General features: G+C 76.4%; 17 protein-coding genes and 1 pseudogene. 10 read left to right on the top strand and 8 right to left on the bottom strand.

The window, feature by feature from the left end; all coding sequences use genetic code 11:
• Positions 1 to 61 precede the first annotated feature (61 nt).
• The 6 genes from ACFY07_RS13370 to ACFY07_RS13395 form a co-directional block, all read right to left on the bottom strand.
• Positions 62 to 1,009 (bottom strand): alpha/beta fold hydrolase, encoded by a 948-nt coding sequence (locus tag ACFY07_RS13370; protein WP_230649321.1) that lies wholly within the window; start codon positions 1,007 to 1,009, stop codon positions 62 to 64.
• Positions 1,010 to 1,150: 141 nt separating this feature from the next.
• Positions 1,151 to 1,624, bottom strand: a complete 474-nt coding sequence (locus ACFY07_RS13375; protein WP_390868779.1) for a phage holin family protein — start codon at positions 1,622 to 1,624, stop codon at positions 1,151 to 1,153.
• A gap of 240 nt (positions 1,625 to 1,864) precedes the next feature.
• A complete protein-coding gene (nhaA, locus tag ACFY07_RS13380; protein WP_230649323.1) occupies positions 1,865 to 3,184 on the bottom strand; it encodes a Na+/H+ antiporter NhaA in 1,320 nt (439 codons plus the stop codon).
• A 342-nt stretch (positions 3,185 to 3,526) separates the two neighbouring features.
• The gene (acs, locus tag ACFY07_RS13385) at positions 3,527 to 5,482 is read right to left on the bottom strand and encodes an acetate--CoA ligase (RefSeq protein WP_390868780.1); all 1,956 of its coding nucleotides are present in this window, start codon (positions 5,480 to 5,482) and stop codon (positions 3,527 to 3,529) included.
• A 212-nt stretch (positions 5,483 to 5,694) separates the two neighbouring features.
• Positions 5,695 to 6,525, bottom strand: a complete 831-nt coding sequence (locus ACFY07_RS13390) for a carbonic anhydrase (RefSeq protein WP_390868781.1) — start codon at positions 6,523 to 6,525, stop codon at positions 5,695 to 5,697.
• A 431-nt stretch (positions 6,526 to 6,956) separates the two neighbouring features.
• Positions 6,957 to 7,952: an ATP-binding protein gene (locus ACFY07_RS13395; RefSeq protein WP_390868782.1), complete on the bottom strand. Its 996-nt coding sequence runs from the start codon at positions 7,950 to 7,952 to the stop codon at positions 6,957 to 6,959.
• Between the two features lie 381 nt (positions 7,953 to 8,333).
• Between ACFY07_RS13395 and ACFY07_RS13400 the strand changes: the two genes are divergently transcribed.
• Positions 8,334 to 9,245, top strand: a complete 912-nt coding sequence (locus tag ACFY07_RS13400) for an oxidoreductase (protein ID WP_390868783.1) — start codon at positions 8,334 to 8,336, stop codon at positions 9,243 to 9,245.
• 482 nt (positions 9,246 to 9,727) lie between these two features.
• On the opposite strand, the gene ACFY07_RS13405 is transcribed toward ACFY07_RS13400, so the two are convergent.
• Entirely contained in the window at positions 9,728 to 10,600 is an 873-nt protein-coding gene (locus ACFY07_RS13405) for an HAD family hydrolase (RefSeq protein WP_390868920.1), read from the bottom strand.
• Between the two features lie 668 nt (positions 10,601 to 11,268).
• On the opposite strand from ACFY07_RS13405, the gene ssd reads away from it, so the two are divergent.
• From ssd to ACFY07_RS13440, 7 genes and pseudogenes are all read left to right on the top strand, one after another.
• Positions 11,269 to 12,381 carry a septum site-determining protein Ssd gene (gene ssd, locus ACFY07_RS13410; RefSeq protein WP_390868784.1) on the top strand — a complete coding sequence of 371 codons (1,113 nt, stop codon included), beginning with the start codon at positions 11,269 to 11,271 and terminating at the stop codon, positions 12,379 to 12,381.
• A 281-nt stretch (positions 12,382 to 12,662) separates the two neighbouring features.
• Entirely contained in the window at positions 12,663 to 13,823 is a 1,161-nt protein-coding gene (locus ACFY07_RS13415) for a TadA family conjugal transfer-associated ATPase (protein ID WP_390868785.1), read from the top strand.
• Positions 13,820 to 14,740: a type II secretion system F family protein gene (locus ACFY07_RS13420; protein WP_390868786.1), complete on the top strand. Its 921-nt coding sequence runs from the start codon at positions 13,820 to 13,822 to the stop codon at positions 14,738 to 14,740. Before ACFY07_RS13415 ends, ACFY07_RS13420 begins: the two co-directional genes overlap by 4 nt.
• A gap of 387 nt (positions 14,741 to 15,127) precedes the next feature.
• Positions 15,128 to 15,706: a type II secretion system F family protein gene (locus ACFY07_RS13425; protein ID WP_390868787.1), complete on the top strand. Its 579-nt coding sequence runs from the start codon at positions 15,128 to 15,130 to the stop codon at positions 15,704 to 15,706.
• Positions 15,707 to 15,999: 293 nt separating this feature from the next.
• Complete coding sequence (locus ACFY07_RS13430; RefSeq protein ID WP_390868921.1) at positions 16,000 to 16,224, top strand: DUF4244 domain-containing protein; 225 nt, start codon at positions 16,000 to 16,002, stop codon at positions 16,222 to 16,224.
• Positions 16,211 to 16,666: a TadE family type IV pilus minor pilin gene (locus tag ACFY07_RS13435; protein ID WP_390868788.1), complete on the top strand. Its 456-nt coding sequence runs from the start codon at positions 16,211 to 16,213 to the stop codon at positions 16,664 to 16,666. Before ACFY07_RS13430 ends, ACFY07_RS13435 begins: the two co-directional genes overlap by 14 nt.
• Positions 16,663 to 17,007 (top strand): annotated as a pseudogene (locus tag ACFY07_RS13440) (Rv3654c family TadE-like protein); the annotation flags it as partial. The gene ACFY07_RS13435 and the pseudogene ACFY07_RS13440, both read left to right, overlap by 4 nt.
• Before the next feature lie 236 nt (positions 17,008 to 17,243).
• Here the strand turns inward: ACFY07_RS13440 and ACFY07_RS13445 are convergent.
• Positions 17,244 to 19,649 carry a DEAD/DEAH box helicase gene (locus ACFY07_RS13445; RefSeq protein ID WP_390868789.1) on the bottom strand — a complete coding sequence of 802 codons (2,406 nt, stop codon included), beginning with the start codon at positions 19,647 to 19,649 and terminating at the stop codon, positions 17,244 to 17,246.
• Between the two features lie 69 nt (positions 19,650 to 19,718).
• Here ACFY07_RS13445 and ACFY07_RS13450 point away from each other — a divergent pair, with 69 nt between their 5' ends.
• A complete protein-coding gene (locus ACFY07_RS13450; protein ID WP_230649337.1) occupies positions 19,719 to 20,060 on the top strand; it encodes an STAS domain-containing protein in 342 nt (113 codons plus the stop codon).
• A gap of 92 nt (positions 20,061 to 20,152) precedes the next feature.
• On the top strand, positions 20,153 to 20,578 hold the full coding sequence (locus ACFY07_RS13455; protein ID WP_230649339.1) for an ATP-binding protein: 426 nt from the start codon (positions 20,153 to 20,155) through the stop codon (positions 20,576 to 20,578).
• Positions 20,579 to 20,726: the final 148 nt, after the last annotated feature.

Raw genomic sequence — 20,726 nt, forward strand, 5'->3', positions numbered from 1 at the left:
GCGTCCCCACGATCCGCGACGCCCCGCGGTCCGCGAGGCCTCCCGATCCGCGGCGCCCGCCTCAGCGGCCCGCCGCCTCCTCGCGCAGCCAGGCCACCAGCTCCCGCGTGAAGCCCTCGGGGTCCTCCTCGTGCGGGAAGTGCCCGACCCCGTCCTGCAGCAGCCACCGGTACGGCGCCTCGACGTACGCGCCCGAACCGGCCGCCGTGTCCGTCAGCAGCACCGGGTCCAGGGCGCCGTGCACGTGCAGGGTCGGCACCCGCACCGGCCGCTTCATCCGGCGCGAGAACTGGAAGCCGTCCGGCCGCGCCATCGACCGCATCAGCCAGCGGTACGGCTCGATCGAGCAGTGCGCCGTGCTGGGGATCCGCATCGCCTGCCGGTAGACGGCGGCCGCCTTCTCGTCCGGCCCGCCGCCCGCCGTCCAGGCCCGCAGGTACCGCTCGACCTGCTGCGCGTCGTCCGCGACCAGCTGCCGCTCCGGCACCCACGGCCGCTGGAAGCCCAGCACGTGCTCGTACGCCGCCAGCTGCCGCCGGTCGGTGAGCAGGGCCCGCCGCAGCCGGCGCGGGTGCGCCGCCGAGACGACCGCCAGGCCGCGGACCAGCGAGGGCCGCATCACGGCGGCCACCCACGCCAGGAACCCCCCGGTGTCGTGGCCGACCAGTGCGGCATCGCGCTCGCCCAGGGAACGGATCACGCCGGTGATGTCCAGCGCCAGGTTCGAGGGGTCGTAGCCGCGCGGCGTGCGGTCGCTGCCGCCGACACCCCGCAGGTCCACGGCGACGGCGCGGAAGCCGGCGTCGGCGAGCGCCGTCAGCTGGTGGCGCCAGGTCCACCAGAACTGCGGCCAGCCGTGGACCAGCAGCACCAGCGGGCCCTCGCCCAGCTCGGCGACGTGGAAGCGGGCACCGTTGGCGGCCACGTCCCGGTGCGTCCAGGGCCCGTCCAGACGGACGTTCCAGGAGCCCCCGGTGTGGGGCGTGGCGGGGGATTCGTCGAGCGGCATACCGAGAGAGTGTCACACCGGGCGCCCGACAGGGGCGCGGCGCCCGGCGCGGGGAGCCCGCGCCCGGCGCGGAGCCGGCCCGGGCCCCCGCGCGGGCGCTGTCGGGGAGCGCCGTCGGGGAGCGCCGTCGGGGCGCCGGTGTCAGCGCTCCAGGACGGCGCGCTTCTCCTGCTCGGTCGCCGGGCGCGGCCGGGCCTTCCTCAGCACGTCCGCGGTGGCCTTGGCGCCCTCGATGGTGCGCTGCGGCTTCTCCACCTTCTTGAAGGAGCGCATCGCCAGCAGGCCGAGGAGCGCCGCCAGCACCAGGTAGGCGCCGCCCACGATCAGGAACGACCAGCCCAGGGTGATCCCCAGGGCGTGGATGCCGTAGGCGGCGGCGAAGCTCAGCATCGGGATGGCGGCCAGCGCGACCACCCCGGCCACGGCCAGCGACGCGCCGCCCGCCACGCCGCGCTTCACGTCCTGCCGGATCTCCGCCTTCGCGAGGGCGATCTCGTCGTGGACCAGCGAGGAGAGGTCCGCCGTCGCGGCCGAGACCAGCCGGCCGAGCGAGCGCTCACCGTCGTGGAACGCGGTGCTCCCGCTCGTGGACAGGCCGTCGACTCCTGCGGACATCGCGTTCCTCCTTGTTGACAGGGCGTTGCGACACGCCCTCAGATCATGCCCTCACCGGCCCTGCGGCCACCACTCGACCCCTGCCCGCCCGGCGCGCCCCTCACTCGGGCGGCCTCCCCGCCGTCCCGGCGCCCCCTCGCCGGCCGTCCCCCGTCGGCCGTCCCCCGTCGGCCGTCCCTCAGCGGTCGTCCTTCGCTGGTCGCCCCTCACCGGCCGTCCCCCGTCGGCCGCCCCCGTCGCTCACCCCTCGCCCCGCACCGGCCGGGACTCCGGGACCTGGTACACGTCCGGGATGCCGTCGTGGTCCTCGTCGCGCTCCTCGTCCTCCCACAGCTGCCGGTAGTGGCGGTTGCGCAGCCGCAGCAGCACGCTCGCCAGCAGGGCGCAGAAGAGCGAGCCCACCAGGACCGCCGCCTTCGCCCGGGCCGCGAGCTCCGGGTCGCCGGGGAAGGCCAGCTCGCTGATCAGCAGCGAGACGGTGAAGCCGATGCCGGCGAGGGTGGCCAGCGCGTACAGGTCGGACCAGCGCAGCGAGGGGTTGAGCTCGGCCCGGGTGAAGCGGGCGGCGAGCCAGGTGCCGCCGAAGACGCCGAGCACCTTGCCGACGGCGAGCCCCAGCACCACGCCCAGCGGGGCGGCCTCGGTGAAGACCTGCCCCAGCGCGGTCGGCGAGACGGCCACCCCGGCCGCGAACAACGCGAAGACGGGCACGCAGAACCCGGCGGAGAAGGGCCGCACCCGGTGCTCGATCCGCTCCGCGGGGGAGCGGTCCTCGCCCTCGTCCCGGGTGCAGCGCAGCAGCAGGCCCATGGCGACCCCGGCCACCGTGGCGTGCACCCCGCTCTCGTGCATGAGCGCCCAGACCGCCACCCCCAGCGGCACGTAGACGTACCAGCCGCGGACCCTGCGCCGGTGCAGCACGCCGAAGAGGACGAGCCCGGCGGCGGCGCCCAGCAGTGCCCAGAGCGTGATGGCGGAGGTGTACAGGACGGCGATGACCAGGATGGCGCCGAGGTCGTCGACGACCGCGAGGGTGAGCAGGAAGGCGCGCAGCGCCGACGGCAGGTGGGTGCCGACGACCGCGAGCACCCCGAGGGCGAAGGCGATGTCGGTGGCGGTGGGGATCGCCCAGCCGTGCAGGTGTCCGCCGCCGAGGTTCACCCCCGCGTAGACCAGTGCGGGGACCGCCATGCCGCACACCGCCGCCACCACGGGCAGCGCCGCCGCCTTCGGGTCGCGCAGGTCCCCGGCGACCAGTTCGCGCTTGAGCTCGATGCCGGCGACGAAGAAGAAGACCGTCAGCAGTCCGTCCTCGGCCCACGCCTCCAGGGAGAGGTCGAGGTGCAGCGGGCCGGACGGCCCGACGGTGATGTCCCGGACGCTCTCGTAGGCGTGCGGCCAGACGTTCGCCCACAGCAGCGCCACCACGGCGGCGGCGAGCAGCAGGACGCCGCCCACGGTCTCGGTGCGCAGGGCGTCGACCACGAAGTTCCGCTCGGGCAGCGAGAGGAGGCCGAACAGCTGGCGGGGACCGGAGCGGCGGGGCGGGGCGGTGGCCACGCGGGGACCTCCTGGGCGGATCGGCGGGATGCGGACACACCTGCGGTGTGGTGCCGACCAGACTTCCCGGCGCGCCTCTTCGGGGCCGAGCCCCTGGCCACACCCTACCCGCGGACCCTCGGGGCAGTCCTGTGCGAGGCCGCGGCGCGGACCTCCCGCCGGGGCCGCACCGCCGTCCGTCCGGTGCCGCACAGCACCCCGCCGCACAGCACCCCGCCGCCCACGGGCGCGGCCGCCCCGCCGCCGCGCACGGACGCGGCCGCCCCGGCGGGTGCCGGGGCGGCCGCGGGCCGGCGGGCGGTCCGGGTCGGAGGCGTCCGGGTGGGGGCGCCCCCGCGGACGTCAGTCCTCGCCGGGGGCGCTCGGCAGCTTGGCCTGGATGAGGTCCATCACCGAGGAGTCCGTGAGGGTGGTGACGTCGCCCAGCGCGCGGTTCTCCGCGACGTCGCGCAGCAGCCGCCTCATGATCTTGCCGGAGCGCGTCTTCGGCAGCTCGCCCACGACGAGGATCCGCTTGGGCTTGGCGATCGGGCCCAGCGTGCGGCCGACGTGGTCGCGCAGCTCGGCGGCCAGGTCGGCGCTGTCGGCCGCGGTGCCGCGCAGGATCACGAAGGCCACGATGGCCTGGCCGGTCGTCGGGTCGACGGCGCCGACCACGGCCGACTCGGCGACCTTCGGGTGGGAGACGAGGGCCGACTCCACCTCCGTGGTGGAGATGTTGTGGCCGGAGACCAGCATCACGTCGTCCACCCGGCCGAGCAGCCAGATGTCGCCGTCCTCGTCCTTCTTCGCGCCGTCGCCGGCGAAGTAGCGGCCCTCGAAGCGCGACCAGTAGGTGTCGATGTACCGCTGGTCGTCGCCCCAGACGGTGCGCAGCATGGACGGCCACGGCTCGGTCAGCACGAGGTAGCCGCCGGATCCGTTCGGCACCTCGCGGGCCTCGTCGTCCACGACCGTGGCGGCGATGCCGGGGAGCGGGCGCTGGGCGGAGCCCGGCTTGGTCTCGGTGACGCCCGGCAGCGGGCTGATCATCATGGCGCCGGTCTCGGTCTGCCACCAGGTGTCGACGACCGGGCAGCGGCCCCCGCCGATCTTCTCCCGGTACCAGACCCACGCCTCGGGGTTGATCGGCTCGCCGACGCTGCCGAGCACCCGCAGGCTGGACAGGTCGAACTTGGCGGGGATGTCGTCGCCCCACTTCATGAAGGTGCGGATCGCGGTCGGCGCCGTGTAGAGGATGCTGACGCCGTACTTCTGCACGATCTCCCAGAAGCGGCCCTGGTGCGGGTGGTCCGGGGTGCCCTCGTAGATCACCTGGGTGGCGCCGTTGGCCAGCGGCCCGTAGACGATGTACGAGTGCCCGGTGACCCAGCCGATGTCGGCCGTGCACCAGTAGACGTCGGTCTCCGGCTTGAGGTCGAAGACCGCGTGGTGCGTGTAGGCGGCCTGCGTCAGGTAGCCGCCGGAGGTGTGCAGGATGCCCTTGGGCTTCCCCGTGGTGCCCGAGGTGTACAGGATGAAGAGCGGGTGCTCGGCGTCGTGCGCCTCGGGGGTGTGCTCGGCGGACTGGCGGCCGACGGCGTCGTGCCACCACACGTCGCGGCCCTCGGTCCAGGAGGTCTCCTGGCCGGTCCGGCGGACCACCAGCACGTGCTCCACGCCGGGGCAGCGCTCCAGGGCCTGGTCGATGGCGGGCTTGAGGGCGCTCGGGGCGCCGCGCCGGTACCCGCCGTCGGCGGTGATCACCAGCCTGGCGTCGGCGTCCTGGATGCGGGAGGCGACCGCGTCGGCCGAGAACCCGCCGAAGACCACGGAGTGGGCCGCGCCGATCCGGGCGCAGGCCAGCATCGCCACCACGGCCTCGGGGATCATCGGCAGGTAGACCGCCACCCGGTCGCCCTTGCCGACGCCGAGCTCCAGCAGGGCGTTGGCGGCCCGGGAGACCTCGTCCTTGAGCTCGGCGTAGGTGATGCTGCGGCCGTCGCCGGGCTCGCCCTCGAAGTGGATGGCGACGCGGTCGCCGAGGCCGGCCTCGACGTGGCGGTCGACGCAGTTGTACGCGACGTTGAGCTTCCCGTCGGCGAACCACTTCGCGAACGGCGGGTTGGACCAGTCCAGGGTCTCGGTGGGCTCCACCGCCCAGCTGAGGCGGCGGGCCTGCTCCGCCCAGAAGCCGAGCCGGTCGGCCGAGGCCTGCCCGTACGCGGCGGCGGTGACGTTGGCGGCTGCGGCCAGCTCCGCGGGCGGGGCGAAGCGGCGCTCCTCCTTGAGCAGGTTGGCCAGGCTCTCGTTGCTCAACGCGCACTCCTCATCGAGATGATCGCGGGATGGTCCCATCGTCCCGTGACCTACCTCACCAGGAGGGGAGGCATGCTGACAAGGGTCCCCGGCGGAATTGGTCCAGACCTCTCGGGGTGGTGGGCGCCGGGTGCGGGCCGCCCCCGGCGGCGGTGGGCGGCCGGGGGCGGCGGTGCGGCGGCGCGGCGGGGGAGGGGCGCCGTGCGGGGATGTCAGGCGGCGCTGCCGGCCTCCTCCGCGCCCACCGGGCGGAACACCCCCGACGCCGGGTCCAGCAGGTACGCCTGCGCCGCCGCGATGTCGAAGTACATCCCCACCAGCTCCAGGCCGTCCGGGCCGCCGTCCGCCGTGCGGGACCGCACGGCGGGATGGGCGGCCAGGTTCTCCAGCTGCTGCACCACGTTGGACAGGCAGAGGCGCTCCAGCTCGTCCGCGGGCCGGTCCGCGAAGCGGGCGGGCTCCCGCTGTGCCCGGGCCAGCGACGCGCCGCCGTTGCGCAGCCAGCGCCCGAGCGGGGTGGCCTCCCCGGACGGCCGGTGCGCGCCCCGGAGCAGCCCCTGCATGGCGCCGCAGCCGGAGTGCCCGCAGACCGTCACCGACCGGACGCGCAGCACCTCGACCGCGTACTCCACGGCCGCGCCCACCGAGTCGTCGCCCGGCTCCCCGGGCGTGCCGCGCCCCTGCGGGGGCGGTACGAGGTTGCCGACGTTCCGGACGGTGAACAGGTCGCCCGGCCCGCTGCTGGTGATCATGCTGGTCACCATCCGCGAGTCCGCGCAGCTCACGAAGAGCTGCGACGGGGCCTGGCCCTCCCGGGCCAGCCGGGCCAGCTCCTGGCGGACCAGGGGGGCGGTGTACCGCTGGAAGCGCCGGACCCCGCCCACCAGGTGGTCGAGCGCGGCGCCGGCGCCGCCCGTGCGGGGGCTCCGGGTGCGGTGGCCGAGCCAGGAGGACCAGGGGCGGAAGCGGGCGTTGTCGGCCGCCGGGGCTGCGGGCCGGGGCGTGGCGGGCGAGGGGGGTGTGGACCGGGCGTCGGGTGTCATGTCGTTCCTGTCGATCGCCGGGACGATAAAGAATCGGCAAGGAATGGCAAACGGAGAGTAATGGAATTCTCGCCCGACGTGATCGCCGCCGCTGCGGCCCGGAGGGAAGTTCGCCCTGGCGGGTGACGGTCCGCCCACTGTGTCCGGCCGCTGCGTTCGGCCCTGCGTCCGGCCCTGCGTCCGGCCCTGCGTCCGGCTCTGTGGGCCGTCCGCCGGCCGGGGCGGCGGCTGCCGGAGCGTCCGCCCCCTGCGCCCGGCCCCGTGCACCCGCGGCGGTCCCGGCCTCCTGCGGCCCGCCCGGGGCCGTCCGTCCGGCCCGCCCGGGACGGGCCGGCCTCCCGGCCGCCGCGGGTGCACGGCGCGGCGCCCCCTCCGCCGGTGTGCGGAGGGGGCGCCCGGCCCGCAGGGGACGGCGGCGGGGTCGGATGGGGTCAGACGGCCGCCGGGGCCTCGGCCCGCAGGTGCCGCCGGCCGAGCGTGAAGCCGGGGTCCACCTGGGTGGCGAGGTCCGCACCGGTCCTGGCGTTGCCCCAGCTCTCGGCGTTGCGCAGGTGGAAGTGGACCGCCTGGCGGGTGTAGCGCTCCCAGTCGCGCCCGGCGTGGGCGGCGTCCGCCTCCTCCTGGAGGGTGCGCAGGACCCGGCGGTTCTCCTCCTCCAGGTCGGCCAGGCACAGGTCCGCGCCCCGGTCGAGGCGGCGGACCCAGTCGGAGTGCCCGAAGGAGGCGATGAGGTCGTCCCCGGCCTCGCGCCGCAGGTAGGCGAGGTCGTCCGGGCCCTGAACCTTGTTGCCGACCACCCGGAGCGCGACGCCGTAGTCGCGGGCGTACTCCTTGTACTGCCGGTAGACGGAGACCCCCTTGCGGGTCGGCTCGGCCACCAGGAAGGTCACGTCGAAGCGGGTGAACAGGCCGGAGGCGAAGGAGTCAGAGCCCGCGGTCATGTCGACCACGGCGTACTCGCCGGGACCGTCGACGAGGTGGTTCAGGTAGAGCTCCACGGCCCCGACCTTGGAGTGGTAGCAGGACACCCCGAGGTCGTCCTCGGCGAAGGCGCCGGTGGCCATCAGCCGCACCGTGCCGCCCTCCAGGGCGACCGGGCGGGCGCACCGGTCGTACAGGGGGTTGTCCTCGTCGATGCGCACCAGGCGGGAGCCGCGGCCGGGCGGGGTCGTCTTGATCATCTGCTCGGCGGAGGCGATCCGCGGGTTGTCCCCGCGCAGGTACTCCTTGATGTGGGGGAGTTCGCCGCCCATGGCGGGCAGTCCGGCGGCCTGCGCCTCGTCGAGCCCCAGGGCCGTGCCGAGGTGCTGGTTGATGTCGGCGTCCACGGCGACGACCGGGCGGCCGGCGGCGGCGAGGTGGCGGACGAGCAGCGACGACAGCGTGGTCTTGCCGCTGCCGCCCTTGCCGACGAAGGCGATCTTCATGGTGCGGGCTTCCGTTGGGGGCTTGGACTGAAGACGACAATAGTTATCGTCTTCGATAGAGCACATCGTAGCGGTGTGCAGGCTCTGGGTGATCACGGAAGCGCCCGATTGGTCCGAACGAGTGACGTCCCGGACGGGTGCGGCCCGGGACCGCCCACCGCCCGGGGACCATGCAGCCGCGCGCAGCGGGCGGTCCGGCCCGGAGGCCCGCGCCCCGGCGCGGCCTCCGATCCCGTCTCCCGATCCCGTGCCCCGACCCCGTGCCCCGGTGCGGTGTCCCGCACGGCGTCCGGGTGCGGCAGGGAGACGACGCGGCGGCGGCGCGGCGGAGTGCGGGACCCGGGGGCGCCGCGTGCCCGACCGGTCCGTACGCTCGACCGCGTGAGCACTGCAGCTGATCCCCTCGCCCCGCTCGCCGACCTGCCCGGCGTGCCGGAGGCCGTCGCCGAGGTCCGGCGTGCCGTCGACCGCCTCTACGGACACCGGGTGATGCGCCGCCGCGCGGCCGAGGTCACCTCCGAGGCCGCCCTCCGGGGCGCCCGCGCCTCGGCCGCCCTGGACGGCGCCGACTGGCCGCTGGAGGAGGTCCGGCGGCGCACCGACTTCGGGACCGGCGCCGAGGCCCGGACCGTGGGCGGCGCGCTGCGGCTCGCCGCGGACGCCGGGCAGCTGCTGAGCGTCTGGCGGACCTCCCCGCTGCAGGTCCTGGCGCGCCTTCACCTGCTGGCCGCGGGGGACGACGCCCCGGACGTCGGGCGCCCGCGCCGGGCCGGCGAGTCGGCGGCTGAGCTGTTCCCTGCGGAGGTTGCCGCCTCCGAGACCCTCGGGGAGGCGGCCCCGGCGCCGTTCCCGGCCCCGGCCGGGCTGCCCGCCCCGCCCTCCGCCGCCGAGGCGGCGGCCCGGCTGGACCAGTTGGCGGTGCTCCTGGCGGCACGTGCCGACCGCGCGGGCGCCGGGCCCGGCGCCCGGACCGCGCCGGCGCTGGTGACCGCCGCCGTGGTGCACGGCGAGCTGATGGTGCTGCGGCCCTTCACCTCGGGCAACGGCCTCGTGGCGCGGGCCGCGCAGCGGATCGTGCTGATCGCGGAGGGCCTCGACCCCAAGGCGATCTGCCCGGCCGAGGTCGGTCTCGCCGAGCTCGGCACGGAGGCCTACCGCGCCGCGCTGGCCGGGTACGCCTCGGGCACCGCGGAGGGGATGGCGGCCTGGATCGCCCACTGCGGGCGGGCCCTGCGCCTCGGGGTCAGGGAGAGCACCGCGGTCTGCGAGGCGATGCAGCGGGGCATGGTCTGACCCGTCCGTCCGGCCTCCGACCCCGGGCGGGGCCGGCGCCGTCCGTCCGCGGACGGCTCCCGCGTGCGGACGGCCCCCGACACGCAATGCGGCGGCACCTCGCGAAGAGGTGCCGCCACTGGCACGGTCGCCGGGTGACCATGCGTGCGCCTTGTCGTGCCCATCAGGCGGGGATCTCTGCCCTCTGCCTGGTGCGGCGGCCCGGTTGGCGGGTCGGCTGCACGTGGGTGCCCGGTTCTGTGCTCGGTCCGTGGGGCCAGGACTGCGTCTGCAACGGTTCCTGAGCGGTTCCGTCGGGTCTCGCGGGCCGTTGCTTCCTTTGTAGCGCTGTTTCCGGGCGAGCGAAACCCCGGGGCCGCCGTTCTTCGCCCTCCGTCCGCCCGGGACGGTTCTGACGGCTTTCGGGCGGTCTGCCCATCGGTCGCACTCCCGCAGCCGCTCCGGTGCGGCGGGGCGCGGCGAGCCGCCCCGGGAGCCGCGGGTCAGACCGTCTGCGCGCGGCGCCGGGCGCTGTACCAGACGAGACCGGCGGCGGTGGCGGCCGCGGCGACCGCCGCTCCGGCCAGGACCGGCCCGCTGGGCACCCGGAAGGAGGGGATCCGGCGGCGCAGCTGCACCGGTCTGCTGAACGTGAGCACCGGCCAGTCGCGGGCCAGCGCCTCGCGCCGCAGCCCCCGGTCCGGGTTGACCGCGGACGGGTGGCCCACGGCCTCCAGGAGCGGCAGGTCGGTGACCGAGTCGCTGTAGGCGTGGCAGCGGGACAGGTCGTAGTCCTCGGCCTCGGCCAGCTCCCTGATGGCGGCGGCCTTGTTCTCCCCGTAGGCGTAGTACTCGATCTCGCCCGTGTAGCGGCCGTCGCGCTCCTCCAGACGGGTGGCGATGACGTGGTCGGCGCCCAGCATCTCCCCGATCGGTCCGACGAGCTCCGAACCGGAGCTGCTGACGATGACCACGTCGCGGCCGGCCGCGTGGTGCTCCTCGATGAGCGAGGCCGCCTCGTCGTAGATCAGCGGGTCGATCAGGCCGTGCAGCGTCTCCGCCACGATCTCCCGAACCTGCTGCACGTCCCAGCCGCGGCAGAGCGCCGAGAGGTACTGGCGCATCCGCTCCATCTGGTCGTGGTCCGCGCCTCCCACCAGGAAGACGAACTGGGCGTACGAGCTCCGCAGCACGGCCCGCCGGTTGATCAGGCCGCCCCGGTAGAGGGGCCTGCTGAAGGCGAGTGCGCTCGACTTGGCGATGATGGTCTTGTCGAGGTCGAAGAAGGCTGCAGTACGGGTCGGGCGAGACGTCCGGAAAGCGTGCTCCTCCGGGCCTGCTGGGGGTTCGGCCTGGTTCTCCACGGGGTCGAGGATAGGGGGGCCGCCATTCGGCGTACTCCCGGGCGCGCGGGTTTGTGTTTCGGGGCCCTCGGGTACACCATGGAAGTCACGGATCGTTCGCGACCGTGCTAACCCGGTCCGACTCCTCCCCCCCCGAGTCGGCCGAGGATGACGACCCCCGCTCTCCCCCCCGGCGGGGGTCGTCGCATGTCCGGATGCGTTCGGTCCGCCCGCCTCCCCGCTCCGCGCCTGCAGGCCGCCGCCGCGCGCAGACCCACCGGCCGTCACTTTGCGTAGCTGCCTGCCTGGTGCTGGCGTGTGCGCCGCACCGGCCGGCCCGCCTTTCCGCCGCGCGCCGGGCACCCTCCGTCATCCCGGGCCTGTCGGCCGTCCCCGCCGCCGTGCACCCCGCCCGCCCTCCTCCACTTCCGCACCCGTGCGTCCCGTCGCCCGCCGACCGGCCTGTTGACCACCGGACGGGCCGCGAACCGGCATCGACCGGTGGGACGAGCGGCACCCGGCGGGGGTTCCCCACGGCCGGCCGGCGGCACGGAGATCACCCGGGAGGGTGAGCCCCGTTTTCCACAGCCCGGCGTTTTCCCCAGCCCGTGGACCGCTGCTGGCGGCGGTGTGCGGCCGGTCCCACCGTGGAGTCCCGCGGTCCGGCCGGTCCGCGGGGAACCGCACACGGGGAGACGACCATGGCCGAGCCGTCGACGCACCAAGGACCCTCCGGGATCCCCCCGGTCACCGGACCACTGATCATCAGCGGGGACGAGGAGCTGGTCGAGCGCCTGCTCAGGATCTGCACCGCGGCGGGCGCCGAGCCGGTCGTGGTGCGGGGTGCGCCGCCGACCCGGCGCCAGTGGGAGAGCGCACCGCTCGCCCTGGTCGGCGACGACCTCGCCGGGTGCTGCTCCGACATGCCGCGCCGCGAGGGGGTGCTGCTCATCGGCCGGGACCTCGATGACTGCGAGGTGTGGGTGCGGGCGGTCGGCGTGGGCGCCGACCACGTGCTCTTCCTGCCCGACGCGGAGACGTGGCTGCTGGACCGCGTCGCGGACGCCGCCGAGGGGGTGGGCACCCATGCGCTGACCGTCGCCGTGCTCGGCGGCCGGGGAGGTGCCGGCGCCTCCACGCTCGCCTGCGCGCTCGCCGTGACCGCCGCCCGCGAGGGGCACCGCACCATGCTCATCGACGGGGATCCGCTCGGCGGCGGCCTCGACGTGCTGCTCGGCGGCGAGGGAGCCTCCGGGCTCCGCTGGCCGGACCTCGCCGGCTCCCGGGGCCGGGTCAACGGCCACGAACTGGAGAAGGCGCTTCCCAGCCTGCACCGCCTCGCCGCCCTCTCGTGGGACCGCAGCGACATCCTCGCCATCCCGCCCGACGCCATGCGCTCCGTGCTGGCCGCCGCGCGCCGGCGCGGCGGGCTGGTCGTCCTCGACCTCCCCCGCCATCTCGACCCCGCCGCCGCGGAGGCACTGGAGCAGGCCGACACCGGCCTGCTGGTCGTACCGGCGGAACTGCGGGCCGTGGCGGCGGCGGGCCGCGTCGCCGCCGCGGCCCGGATGCGACTCTCCGACCTGCGGGCCGTGGTCCGGACGCCCGCCTGCCCCGGGCTCGACGCCACGGAGGTCGCCCGCGGCCTCCGGATGGACCTGGCGGGCGAGCTGCCCGGCGAGCCGGGCCTGGCCGCGGACGTCGAGCGGGGGACCCCGCCGGGACTGCGCGAGAGAGGACCGCTCGCCCGGTTCTGCTCGGCGTTCCTCGCCCGGGCCGTGCCGCCGGCCACTGGCCGGAGCGCGGTCGCATGACGCGCGGACACGCAGGCGGTCCGCTCGTGGGAGCGGAAGCCGGGCGGCGGCGGATCGGCCGCCGTATCCTCGGAGCAGGAGCAGGAGCAGGAGCAGGAGCAGGACCGGCCGGGGCGCACGCCGGGGTGTCCGCCGCCGGGAGGCCGGGATCCGGTGGGCCCCCGACGCCCGGTCCTCCGCTGCGGGAGACCGGAACGCATACCGGGGACGCGCCCCGACCGCTGCGGGGAGAGCCGAGGGAACCGGCGGCCCCTCCGCAGCCCGCCGCGCTGGTCGACGCCGTGCGGCTCCGCCTCGCGGAGGCGGGCGCGGAGCCCACCACCGCCTCCGTCGCCGCTGCGCTGCGGGCCGAGCATGCCCCGCTCGGCGGTGAGCAGCTCATGGCCGCCGTCCACGCGCTGCGGGCGGAGATCGTCGGAGCGGGACCGCTCGATCCGCTGCTCGCCGATCCGCAGGTGACCGACGTCCTGGTCAACGCACCCGACGAGGTCTGGGTCGACCGCGGGTGCGGCCTCACCAGGGCGGAGGGCGTGTCCTTCCCCGATGCTGCCGCCGTGCGCCGGCTGGCGCAGCGTCTGGCGACCGCGGCCGGGCGCAGACTGGACGACGCGCGCCCGTGGGCGGACGCCCGCCTGCCGGACGGCACACGCCTCCACGCCGTTCTGCCGCCGACAGCCGTGGGGTGCACCCACATCTCGCTCCGCGTGTCCCGGGCCCGGGCCTTCACCCTGGAGGAGCTGACCGGGGCGGGGTCCCTCTCCCCGCACGGCGCGCACCTGCTGCGCGCCCTCGTCGACGCCCGTCTCTCCTTCCTGGTCAGCGGCGGTACGGGAAGCGGCAAGACGACCCTTCTCTCGGCCCTCCTCGGCCTGGTGGACCCCGGTGAGCGGATCGTGCTCGCCGAGGACTCCGCGGAGCTGCGGCCGGCCCACCCGCACGTGGTCCGCCTGGAGGCCAGGCCGCCCAACCAGGAGGGCCTGGGCCGCGTCGACCTGCGTGACCTCGTGCGTCAGGCGCTGCGGATGAGGCCCGACCGGCTGGTGGTCGGCGAGGTCCGCGGCCCCGAGGTCCTGGACCTGCTCAGCGCCCTCAACACCGGCCACGAGGGCGGCTGCGGCACGGTCCACGCCAACACCGGGGCCGACGTCCCGGCGCGGCTGGAGGCCCTGGGGTCCATGGCGGGGCTCGACCGCGCCGCCCTGCACAGCCAGCTGTGCGCCGCTCTGGACGCGGTGGTCCACCTGGTGCGCCATCCCGGAAGCGGCCTGCGGCGGGTGGCCGGCGTCCATGTGCTGGTACGCGACCGGGCGGGGTTCGCGGTGACCGTGCCTGCAGCCGTGTTCCAGCCGGACGGGGGATTCGGCCCCGGACCGGGCTGGAACCACCTGGTCTCGCGCTGCGCCGTCCGCGGTGTGGACCCGGCCGCAGGACTCCCGTGGTGAGCGCCGGTGCCGGGCTGCCCTGGGCGGCGCTGCTGGGCCTGTCCGCCGCGGGGGCCCACCGTGCCGTGGTCCGTCGCGGGCGCACCCGGCGGCGCCTCCTCGGCGGCGGTGCCCCGGCGGGCGGCGGCCCGGGGGGCGGGGTGTCCGGTCCCGTGCCGGAGCGGTGGACCGCCGCTCTCGGCCGCGGCGTCCGGCACCTCCGGTGGACGGCGCCCGAACTCCTGCTCCTGCCCGTCGGCCTCCTCGCCGGCTGGGCGCTCCGCTCACCCGTCCCGCTGCTGGGGGGAGCGGTCGCCCTGCGGCCGGTGCGGCGGTGGCGGCTCGGCCTGCACGAACGCCGCCGCCGGGAGCGGCGGGAGGCCGCCGTCGTGGAACTGTGCACCGCCCTCGCCGCCGGACTGCGCACCGGAGCGGTGCCCGACCGGGCCATGGCCTCCGTGACGGCGCCGGGCGGTCCCTCCCACCAGGTGCTGTGCCGCGCCGGCCTCGACACCACCTCCCTGCTGGCGGCCGCACGCTTCGCCGGTGACGTGCCGGAGGCCCTGCGCCGGACGGCCCGGCTCCCCGGTGCGGGCGGTGCGGCGGCGATCGCGGCCTGCTGGCAGGTGGCGTCCGACAGCGGGGCCGGCCTGGCCGACGCCCTCGACCGGGTGGCGGAGGCACTGCGCGCCGACCGTGCACTGCGGGAGACCGTCCGGGGTGAGCTGGCCGGTCCGCGGACGACGGCGGCGCTGCTCGCCGTGCTCCCGGTGGTCGGCCTGCTGCTGGGCGGCGCCCTCGGCGCCGATCCGCTGCGCATGCTGCTGCACACCCCCGCGGGGTTGGGCTGCCTCGTCGCGGGCGCGGCCCTGGAGGCGGCCGGACTCCTCTGGACGGCCCGGATCGTGCGTGCTGCGGAGGGCGTGGAGGCGTGCTGACCACCCGAGCCGAGCGGGATGTGCCCCGCTGCAAGGAGGAATTCCCTGATGAGTGCTCAGTTCGCTGCCGTCGCGGCAGCGCCGGCCGCCGTGTGGGTCCTGGTCCGTGCCGGGGAAGCCGTACGGCGGCCCCGACAGCTCCGACAGCTCCGACAGCTCCGACAGCCCCGACGGTCCCGGCGGGAGGGACGGCGTCGGACGGCCGTGCCGGACGGCGTCACCGCCGGGAAGGGGCGCCCTCCGAGGGGGCGGCCGCGCGCTCGGCGGTTCCGGCCGTGGCCGTGGCGCGGCACAGGACCCACGAAGGGGTCGGCGAGAGGGCCCGCAGGGCCGCCCGGGGCAACCGGGCCGGACGCGGACCGCAACCGGCTCCGCCGCACGGCGCCCGTGGCTGCGGGGCTCTGCGTGGCCCTGCTGGTCGGCGGCGCGGCGGGTGTCCTGGCCGGCGCCGTGGCGGCGTTCGCCCTGCAGTGGGGGCTGCGGAGGCTGTCGCCGAGGGGTGCGGACGCCCCCGACCCCCGCCTGGAGGCGCAGCTGCCGCTGACGGCGGAACTGCTGGCCGCCTGCCTGGGGGCCTCGGGGATCCCCGCCGAGGCCGCGGCGGCCGTGTCCCGGGCGGTGGGGTCCCCGATGCGGGAACGCCTGGCCGCGGTGGCCGCCGGGCTGCGCATGGGGGCCGAGCCGTCCGACTGCTGGGGCCGGGCTGCCGCCGACTGTCCCGGACTGGCGCCGCTGGGCCGCTGCCTGTCCGCGGCCGACGCCGACGGAGCGCCCCCGGTGGCCACCCTCACCCGGCTGGCACGGGAGCAGCGTGCGGCGGCGGTCCGGGCAGCGGCCGTACGCACCCGGAGGGCCGGAGTCCTTGCGACGGCACCGCTGGGCGTGTGCTTCCTGCCCGCCTTCGTCCTCGTCGGCGTCGTGCCGGTGGTCGCCGGGCTCGCCTCTGCCTTCCTCGCGCCGCGGTGAAGCCCCGTGACCCGGCCGGACCGGGCCCGTCCCTCTCCCGCCCGCCGCGACCGCCGCCTTCCTCCCGCCCGACGGCTGCCCGTCCGTCCCGCGCATCCGCCCCGTCCGACCGGAGCACCCGCGCCGCCGCGGCACCCGGGCCGCTCACCGCACGGTCCGATCACCCCGCCATCCGAGTCACCCCGCCGTCCGAGGAGGACACCATGACCGCCCTTCCCGCCCGTGTTCCCGCGCCCCGTGTTCCCGCGCCCCGTGTTCCCGCACCCCGCAGGCCGCTGTCGCAGCGGCCCCGCATCCCGTCGACCCGGCGGGCCCGTGTCCCGCTGCCGCGACGGTTCGCCGCCTCGGTCCGCCGGGCGGCCGCCCGCCCGGACGCCGGGATGACCACCGCCGAGTACGCGGTGGGGACGGTGGCGGCCTGCGGATTCGCCGCAGTGCTCTACAAGGTCGTGACCAGCGACACGGTCAGTGCCGCCCTCGCCAAACTCGTCCAGCGGGCACTCGATGCGGCGTTCTGATCCCCGCCGCTCCGGCCGCTCCCGCCGCTTTTGCAGCGCCCGTCCCGCCTGTCGCACATGGCGGGAGGGCGGGTACGCCACCGCCGAGACGGCGGTCGCCCTTCCGGCGCTCGTCCTGCTCGCCGCGATGCTCGTCTGGGGCGTGCTGGCGGCCGCCGCCCAGATCCGGTGTGTGGACGCCGCACGGGTGGGGGCGCGTGCCGCCGCGCGCGGCGAGGAGGACACGGCCGTGCTCGCGGCCGTACGCCGGGCCGCCCCGGTCGGTGCCGAGGTCCGCCTGGTCCGCGGGGCGGAGACCGTCCGGGTGGCGGTCACCGCCTCCTTCGGCGGGCCGGGAGGCCTGGCGGGGGTGCTGTCGGTCCGGACGGCTGCCGATGCGGTGGCCGCCCGGGAGGACCTCCCACCGCAGGCGCCTCCCGTCGCGGACGGGGGTGCGCCGTGATCCGGCGACCCGAGGGCGCCGCGGGCGACCGCGGCTCCGCGACGGTGTGGCTCGTGTCGCTGGCGGCGCTGGTCTGCTGCGCCTTCGCGGCCGTGTTCGCCGCGGGCGCCGCCGTGGCGGCACGCCACCGGGCGGAGTCGGCGGCGGACCTGGCGGCCCTGGCAGCGGCCCGCGGGCTGCTGCTGGATCCCGCCGGGGCGTGCCGGCGGGCCGCGGGGATCGCCGCGGCCCACCGGGTCCGGATGACGGCGTGCACGCCCCGGGGTGACGCGGTGGAGGTCGGGGTGGAACTGCCGGTGCGCGGCCTGCCCGCGGTGCTGCCGCCGGCGCGGGCCCGGGCCCGCGCCGGACCGCTGCGCTCCGAGCCGCCCGGGGCCGGGGACGTCCCCGCGGCGGGAGACGTCCCCGCGGCCGGGGGCACCGCGTCGCGGTCGGTGCCGGTCCCGCGGTCGGCACCAGGCCCGGCTCCGCCGCGGCCGCTGGGCCCCGGCCGGGGCCCGGCGGCAGGCCTCCCGCACCGCTTTCGGCGGCAGGTCGCCCCGATATCAGGTCGCCCCGATGCCGGAGCGCCCCGACGTCAGGGCGCCCCGGCGAGCAGGACGTCCAGCAGCCTGACCGCCGCCGCCTTGTCCAGCGGATCGTTGCCGTTGCCGCACTTGGGCGACTGGATGCAGGAGGGGCAGCCCCGCTCGCACTCGCAGGCGGCAATGGCCTCCCTGGTCGCGGTGAGCCACGCACGGGCCCGACGGAACCCCTGCTCGGCGAAGCCCGCGCCGCCCGGGTGGCCGTCGTACACGAACACCGTGGGCAGCCCCGTGTCGGGGTGGAGCGGTACGGAGACGCCGCCGATGTCCCAGCGGTCGCAGGTGGCGAAGAGGGGCAGCAGCCCGATGGAGGCGTGCTCGGCGGCGTGCGCGGCACCGGGCAGCTCCTCCGGGGCGACACCGGCCGCGTCCAGCTGGTCCTCCGTCACGGACCACCACACCGCGCGGGTCCGCAGCGTGCGGGGCGGCAGGTCGAGCCTGGTCTCGCCCAGCACCTCGCCAGTCGCGATCCGGCGCCGCAGGAAGGAGACGACCTGGTTGACGACCTCCACCGAGCCGTAGTTCAGCAGGGCCTCCCCCCAGGGCACGGTGGTGTCCGTGCCCAGCACGCTCACCGAGGTGGTGTCCCGCGCGACGGTGGTGTAGGGCGGGTCGGCCTCCTCCACCAGCGCGACCGACGCCTCCAGGTCCAGCTCCCGCACCAGGTAGCTGCGGCCCTGGTGGAGGTGGACGGCCCCGCTGTGGACCGCGGTGTGGGCCGCCGCCGCGTCGACCGTGCCCAGCAGCCGGCCGGTTGCCGCCTCGACGATCTGGACGGGTGTCCCCCCGCCGCCGCGGATGTCCACACCGTCCGCCGCCCGCTCCCGGCGGGTCCAGTACCAGGCGCCGCCGGCCCGCCGCCGCAGCAGCCCGCGCTGCTCCAGCCGGTGCAGCAGGGGCTCCGTGGAGGGGCCGAACAGCTCCAGGTCGGACGGGCCCAGCGGCAGCTCGGCCGCGGCCGCGCACAGGTGCGGGGCCAGGACGTGCGGGTTGTCGGGGTCCAGCACGGTGGACTCCACCGGCCGCCGGAAGAGCGCCTCCGGGTGGTGGACGAGGTAGGTGTCCAGCGGGTCGTCCCTGGCGATCAGCACCGCCAGCGCGCCCTGGCCGGCCCGCCCCGCCCGGCCGGCCTGCTGCCACAGGGAGGCCCGGGTCCCCGGGTAGCCGGCCAGGAGGACCGCGTCCAGCCCGGAGACATCCATGCCGAGCTCCAGCGCCGAGGTCGACGCCACGCCGAGCAGCCGCCCGGAGTGGAGGTCGCGTTCCAGGCTGCGCCGCTCCTCGGCCAGGTACCCGCCGCGGTAGGCCGCGACCCGCCCGGCCAGCCTCCGGTCCACCTCGGCCAGCCGTTCCTGGGCCTGCAGCGCCACCACCTCCGCGCCGCGCCGGGACCGGACGAAGACGACGGTGCGGGTCCCCTCCGCCACCAGGTCCGTGAGCAGGTCGGCGGCCTCCGCGGTCGCGGTGCGGCGGACGGGCGCGCCCTGCTCGCCCACCAGGTCGGTCAGGGGCGGCTCCCAGAGGGCGAAGACCAGCTCCCCGCGCGGCGAGGCGTCCTCCGTCACCTCGGTGACCGGCACGCCCGTCAGCCGTGACGCGGAGGCGCCGGGCTCGGCGGCGGTGGCGGAGGCGAGCAGGAAGACCGGTTCGGAGCCGTAGCGGGCGCAGATCCGCCGCAGCCGGCGCAGCACCTGGGCGACGTGGGAGCCGAAGACGCCCCGGTAGGTGTGGCACTCGTCGACCACCACGTACCGCAGCGCCTTGAGGAAGGAGGACCAGCGGGTGTGCGCCGGGAGGACCGAGCGGTGGAGCATGTCGGGGTTGGTAAGGACGTAGGAGGCGTACTGCCTCACCCATTCGCGCTCCTCCACCGGCGTGTCGCCGTCGTGCAGCGCGGCGCGCACCCGGGGCGGCGCGAGTTCGGTGGCGCGCCGCCGCTGGTCGGCGGCGAGCGCCTTCGTCGGGGCGAGGTAGAGCGCGGTGGCGCCGCGGCCGTTGGGGGCCTCCGTACCGTCCAGCAGCGTGCTCAGCACGGGGGCGAGGTAGCCCAGCGACTTGCCGGAGGCGGTGCCCGTGGCGATCACGGTGCTGCGCCCCGCCAGGGCCAGTTCCATGGCCCGGGCCTGGTGTTTCCAGGGCCGGGCGATGCCGAGCCCGGCGGCGGCCTCGACGACTTCCGCACGGATTCCGGACGGCCAGTCCGCATGGCTGCCCGGGCGGGCGGGCACATGCTCCGTATGGGTGAGCCGATCTTGCCGTCGCCGGACGGCGGACAGCTTCTCCAGTACGGCGGCGGGCGGGCGACTGCTGGGCGGCACAAGGACCCAGTGTGTCACTGCCGTGACGGAGAATCGCGGCAAGCCGTCGTGCTGCCCTGGTCGCAGGTGGTTGAATGCCATCGCGGGTGGCGGTCGCCCGCCCTGGGCGACCGAGATCGCAACGAAGCAAGGCAAGGTGCTGGAGGTTCCGTGGACCTGTCCCTGTCGACCCGTACCGTCGACGACCGCACGGTCGTCGAGGTGGGCGGCGAGATCGATGTGTACACCGCCCCGAAGCTGCGCGAGCAGCTCGTCGAGCTGGTCAACGAGGGTCACTACCACCTGATCGTCGACATGGAAGGCGTGGACTTCCTCGACTCGACCGGTCTGGGTGTCCTCGTCGGCGGGCTCAAGCGCGTGCGCGCGCACGAGGGCTCGCTCCGTCTGGTGTGCAATCAGGAGCGCATTCTGAAGATCTTCCGGATCACCGGTCTCACCAAGGTGTTCCCCATCCACACCACCGTGGACGAGGCCGTCGCGGCGACCGACTGAGCAGACGCGCCCCGGGGACCGTCCGCACCTCCCGTGCGGGCGGCCCCAGGGGCGTGGCTCACGGCAGCAGTGCAACGATCCGAGGGGAATCCATGGCAACCGTCGAGCTCCGATTCAGCGCCCTCCCCGAGCACGTGCGCACCGCCCGGCTGGTCGCCGCCGCGGTCGCGCGCCGCGCCGGGGTCGACGAGTCCGTCCTGGACGAGGTGAGACTGGCGGTCGGTGAGGCGTGCTCGCGGGCGGTCGGGCTGCACCTGCGCTCCGGGCTGGAGGACCCGGTGCGGGTCACCCTGGTGGAGCAGGAGAAGCGGTTCCTCATCGAGGTGGGCGACGGCGTCGGCCTCGAACCCGAGCCCGCGGCCCCCGCCGCCGACGCGGACGCCGACGACTCCGGCGAGGATGCGATGGGCCTGGCCGTGATCAGTGGCCTCGTCGACGACCTCGACGTCGCCAGCGACGACGTGGGCGGAGTGGTCCGGATGAGCTGGCCGGTCGCGGAGCCCCAGGTCTCCGCCTGACCGGACCGCCCGGTCCCGTACCGGGCGTGGGGGGGGGGGGGCCCCCCCCCCCCCGGGGGGGCCCGGGCCCCCCCCCGCGCGGGGGGGGGCCGGGGGGGCGCGGGGGGCCGCCCGGCCCCCCCCCCCCCCCCCCCCCCCCCCCCCCCCG

Source organism: Streptomyces sp. NPDC001380 (genome assembly GCF_042895785.1).
In the GTDB taxonomy this organism is placed as follows: Bacteria; Actinomycetota; Actinomycetes; order Streptomycetales; family Streptomycetaceae; genus Peterkaempfera.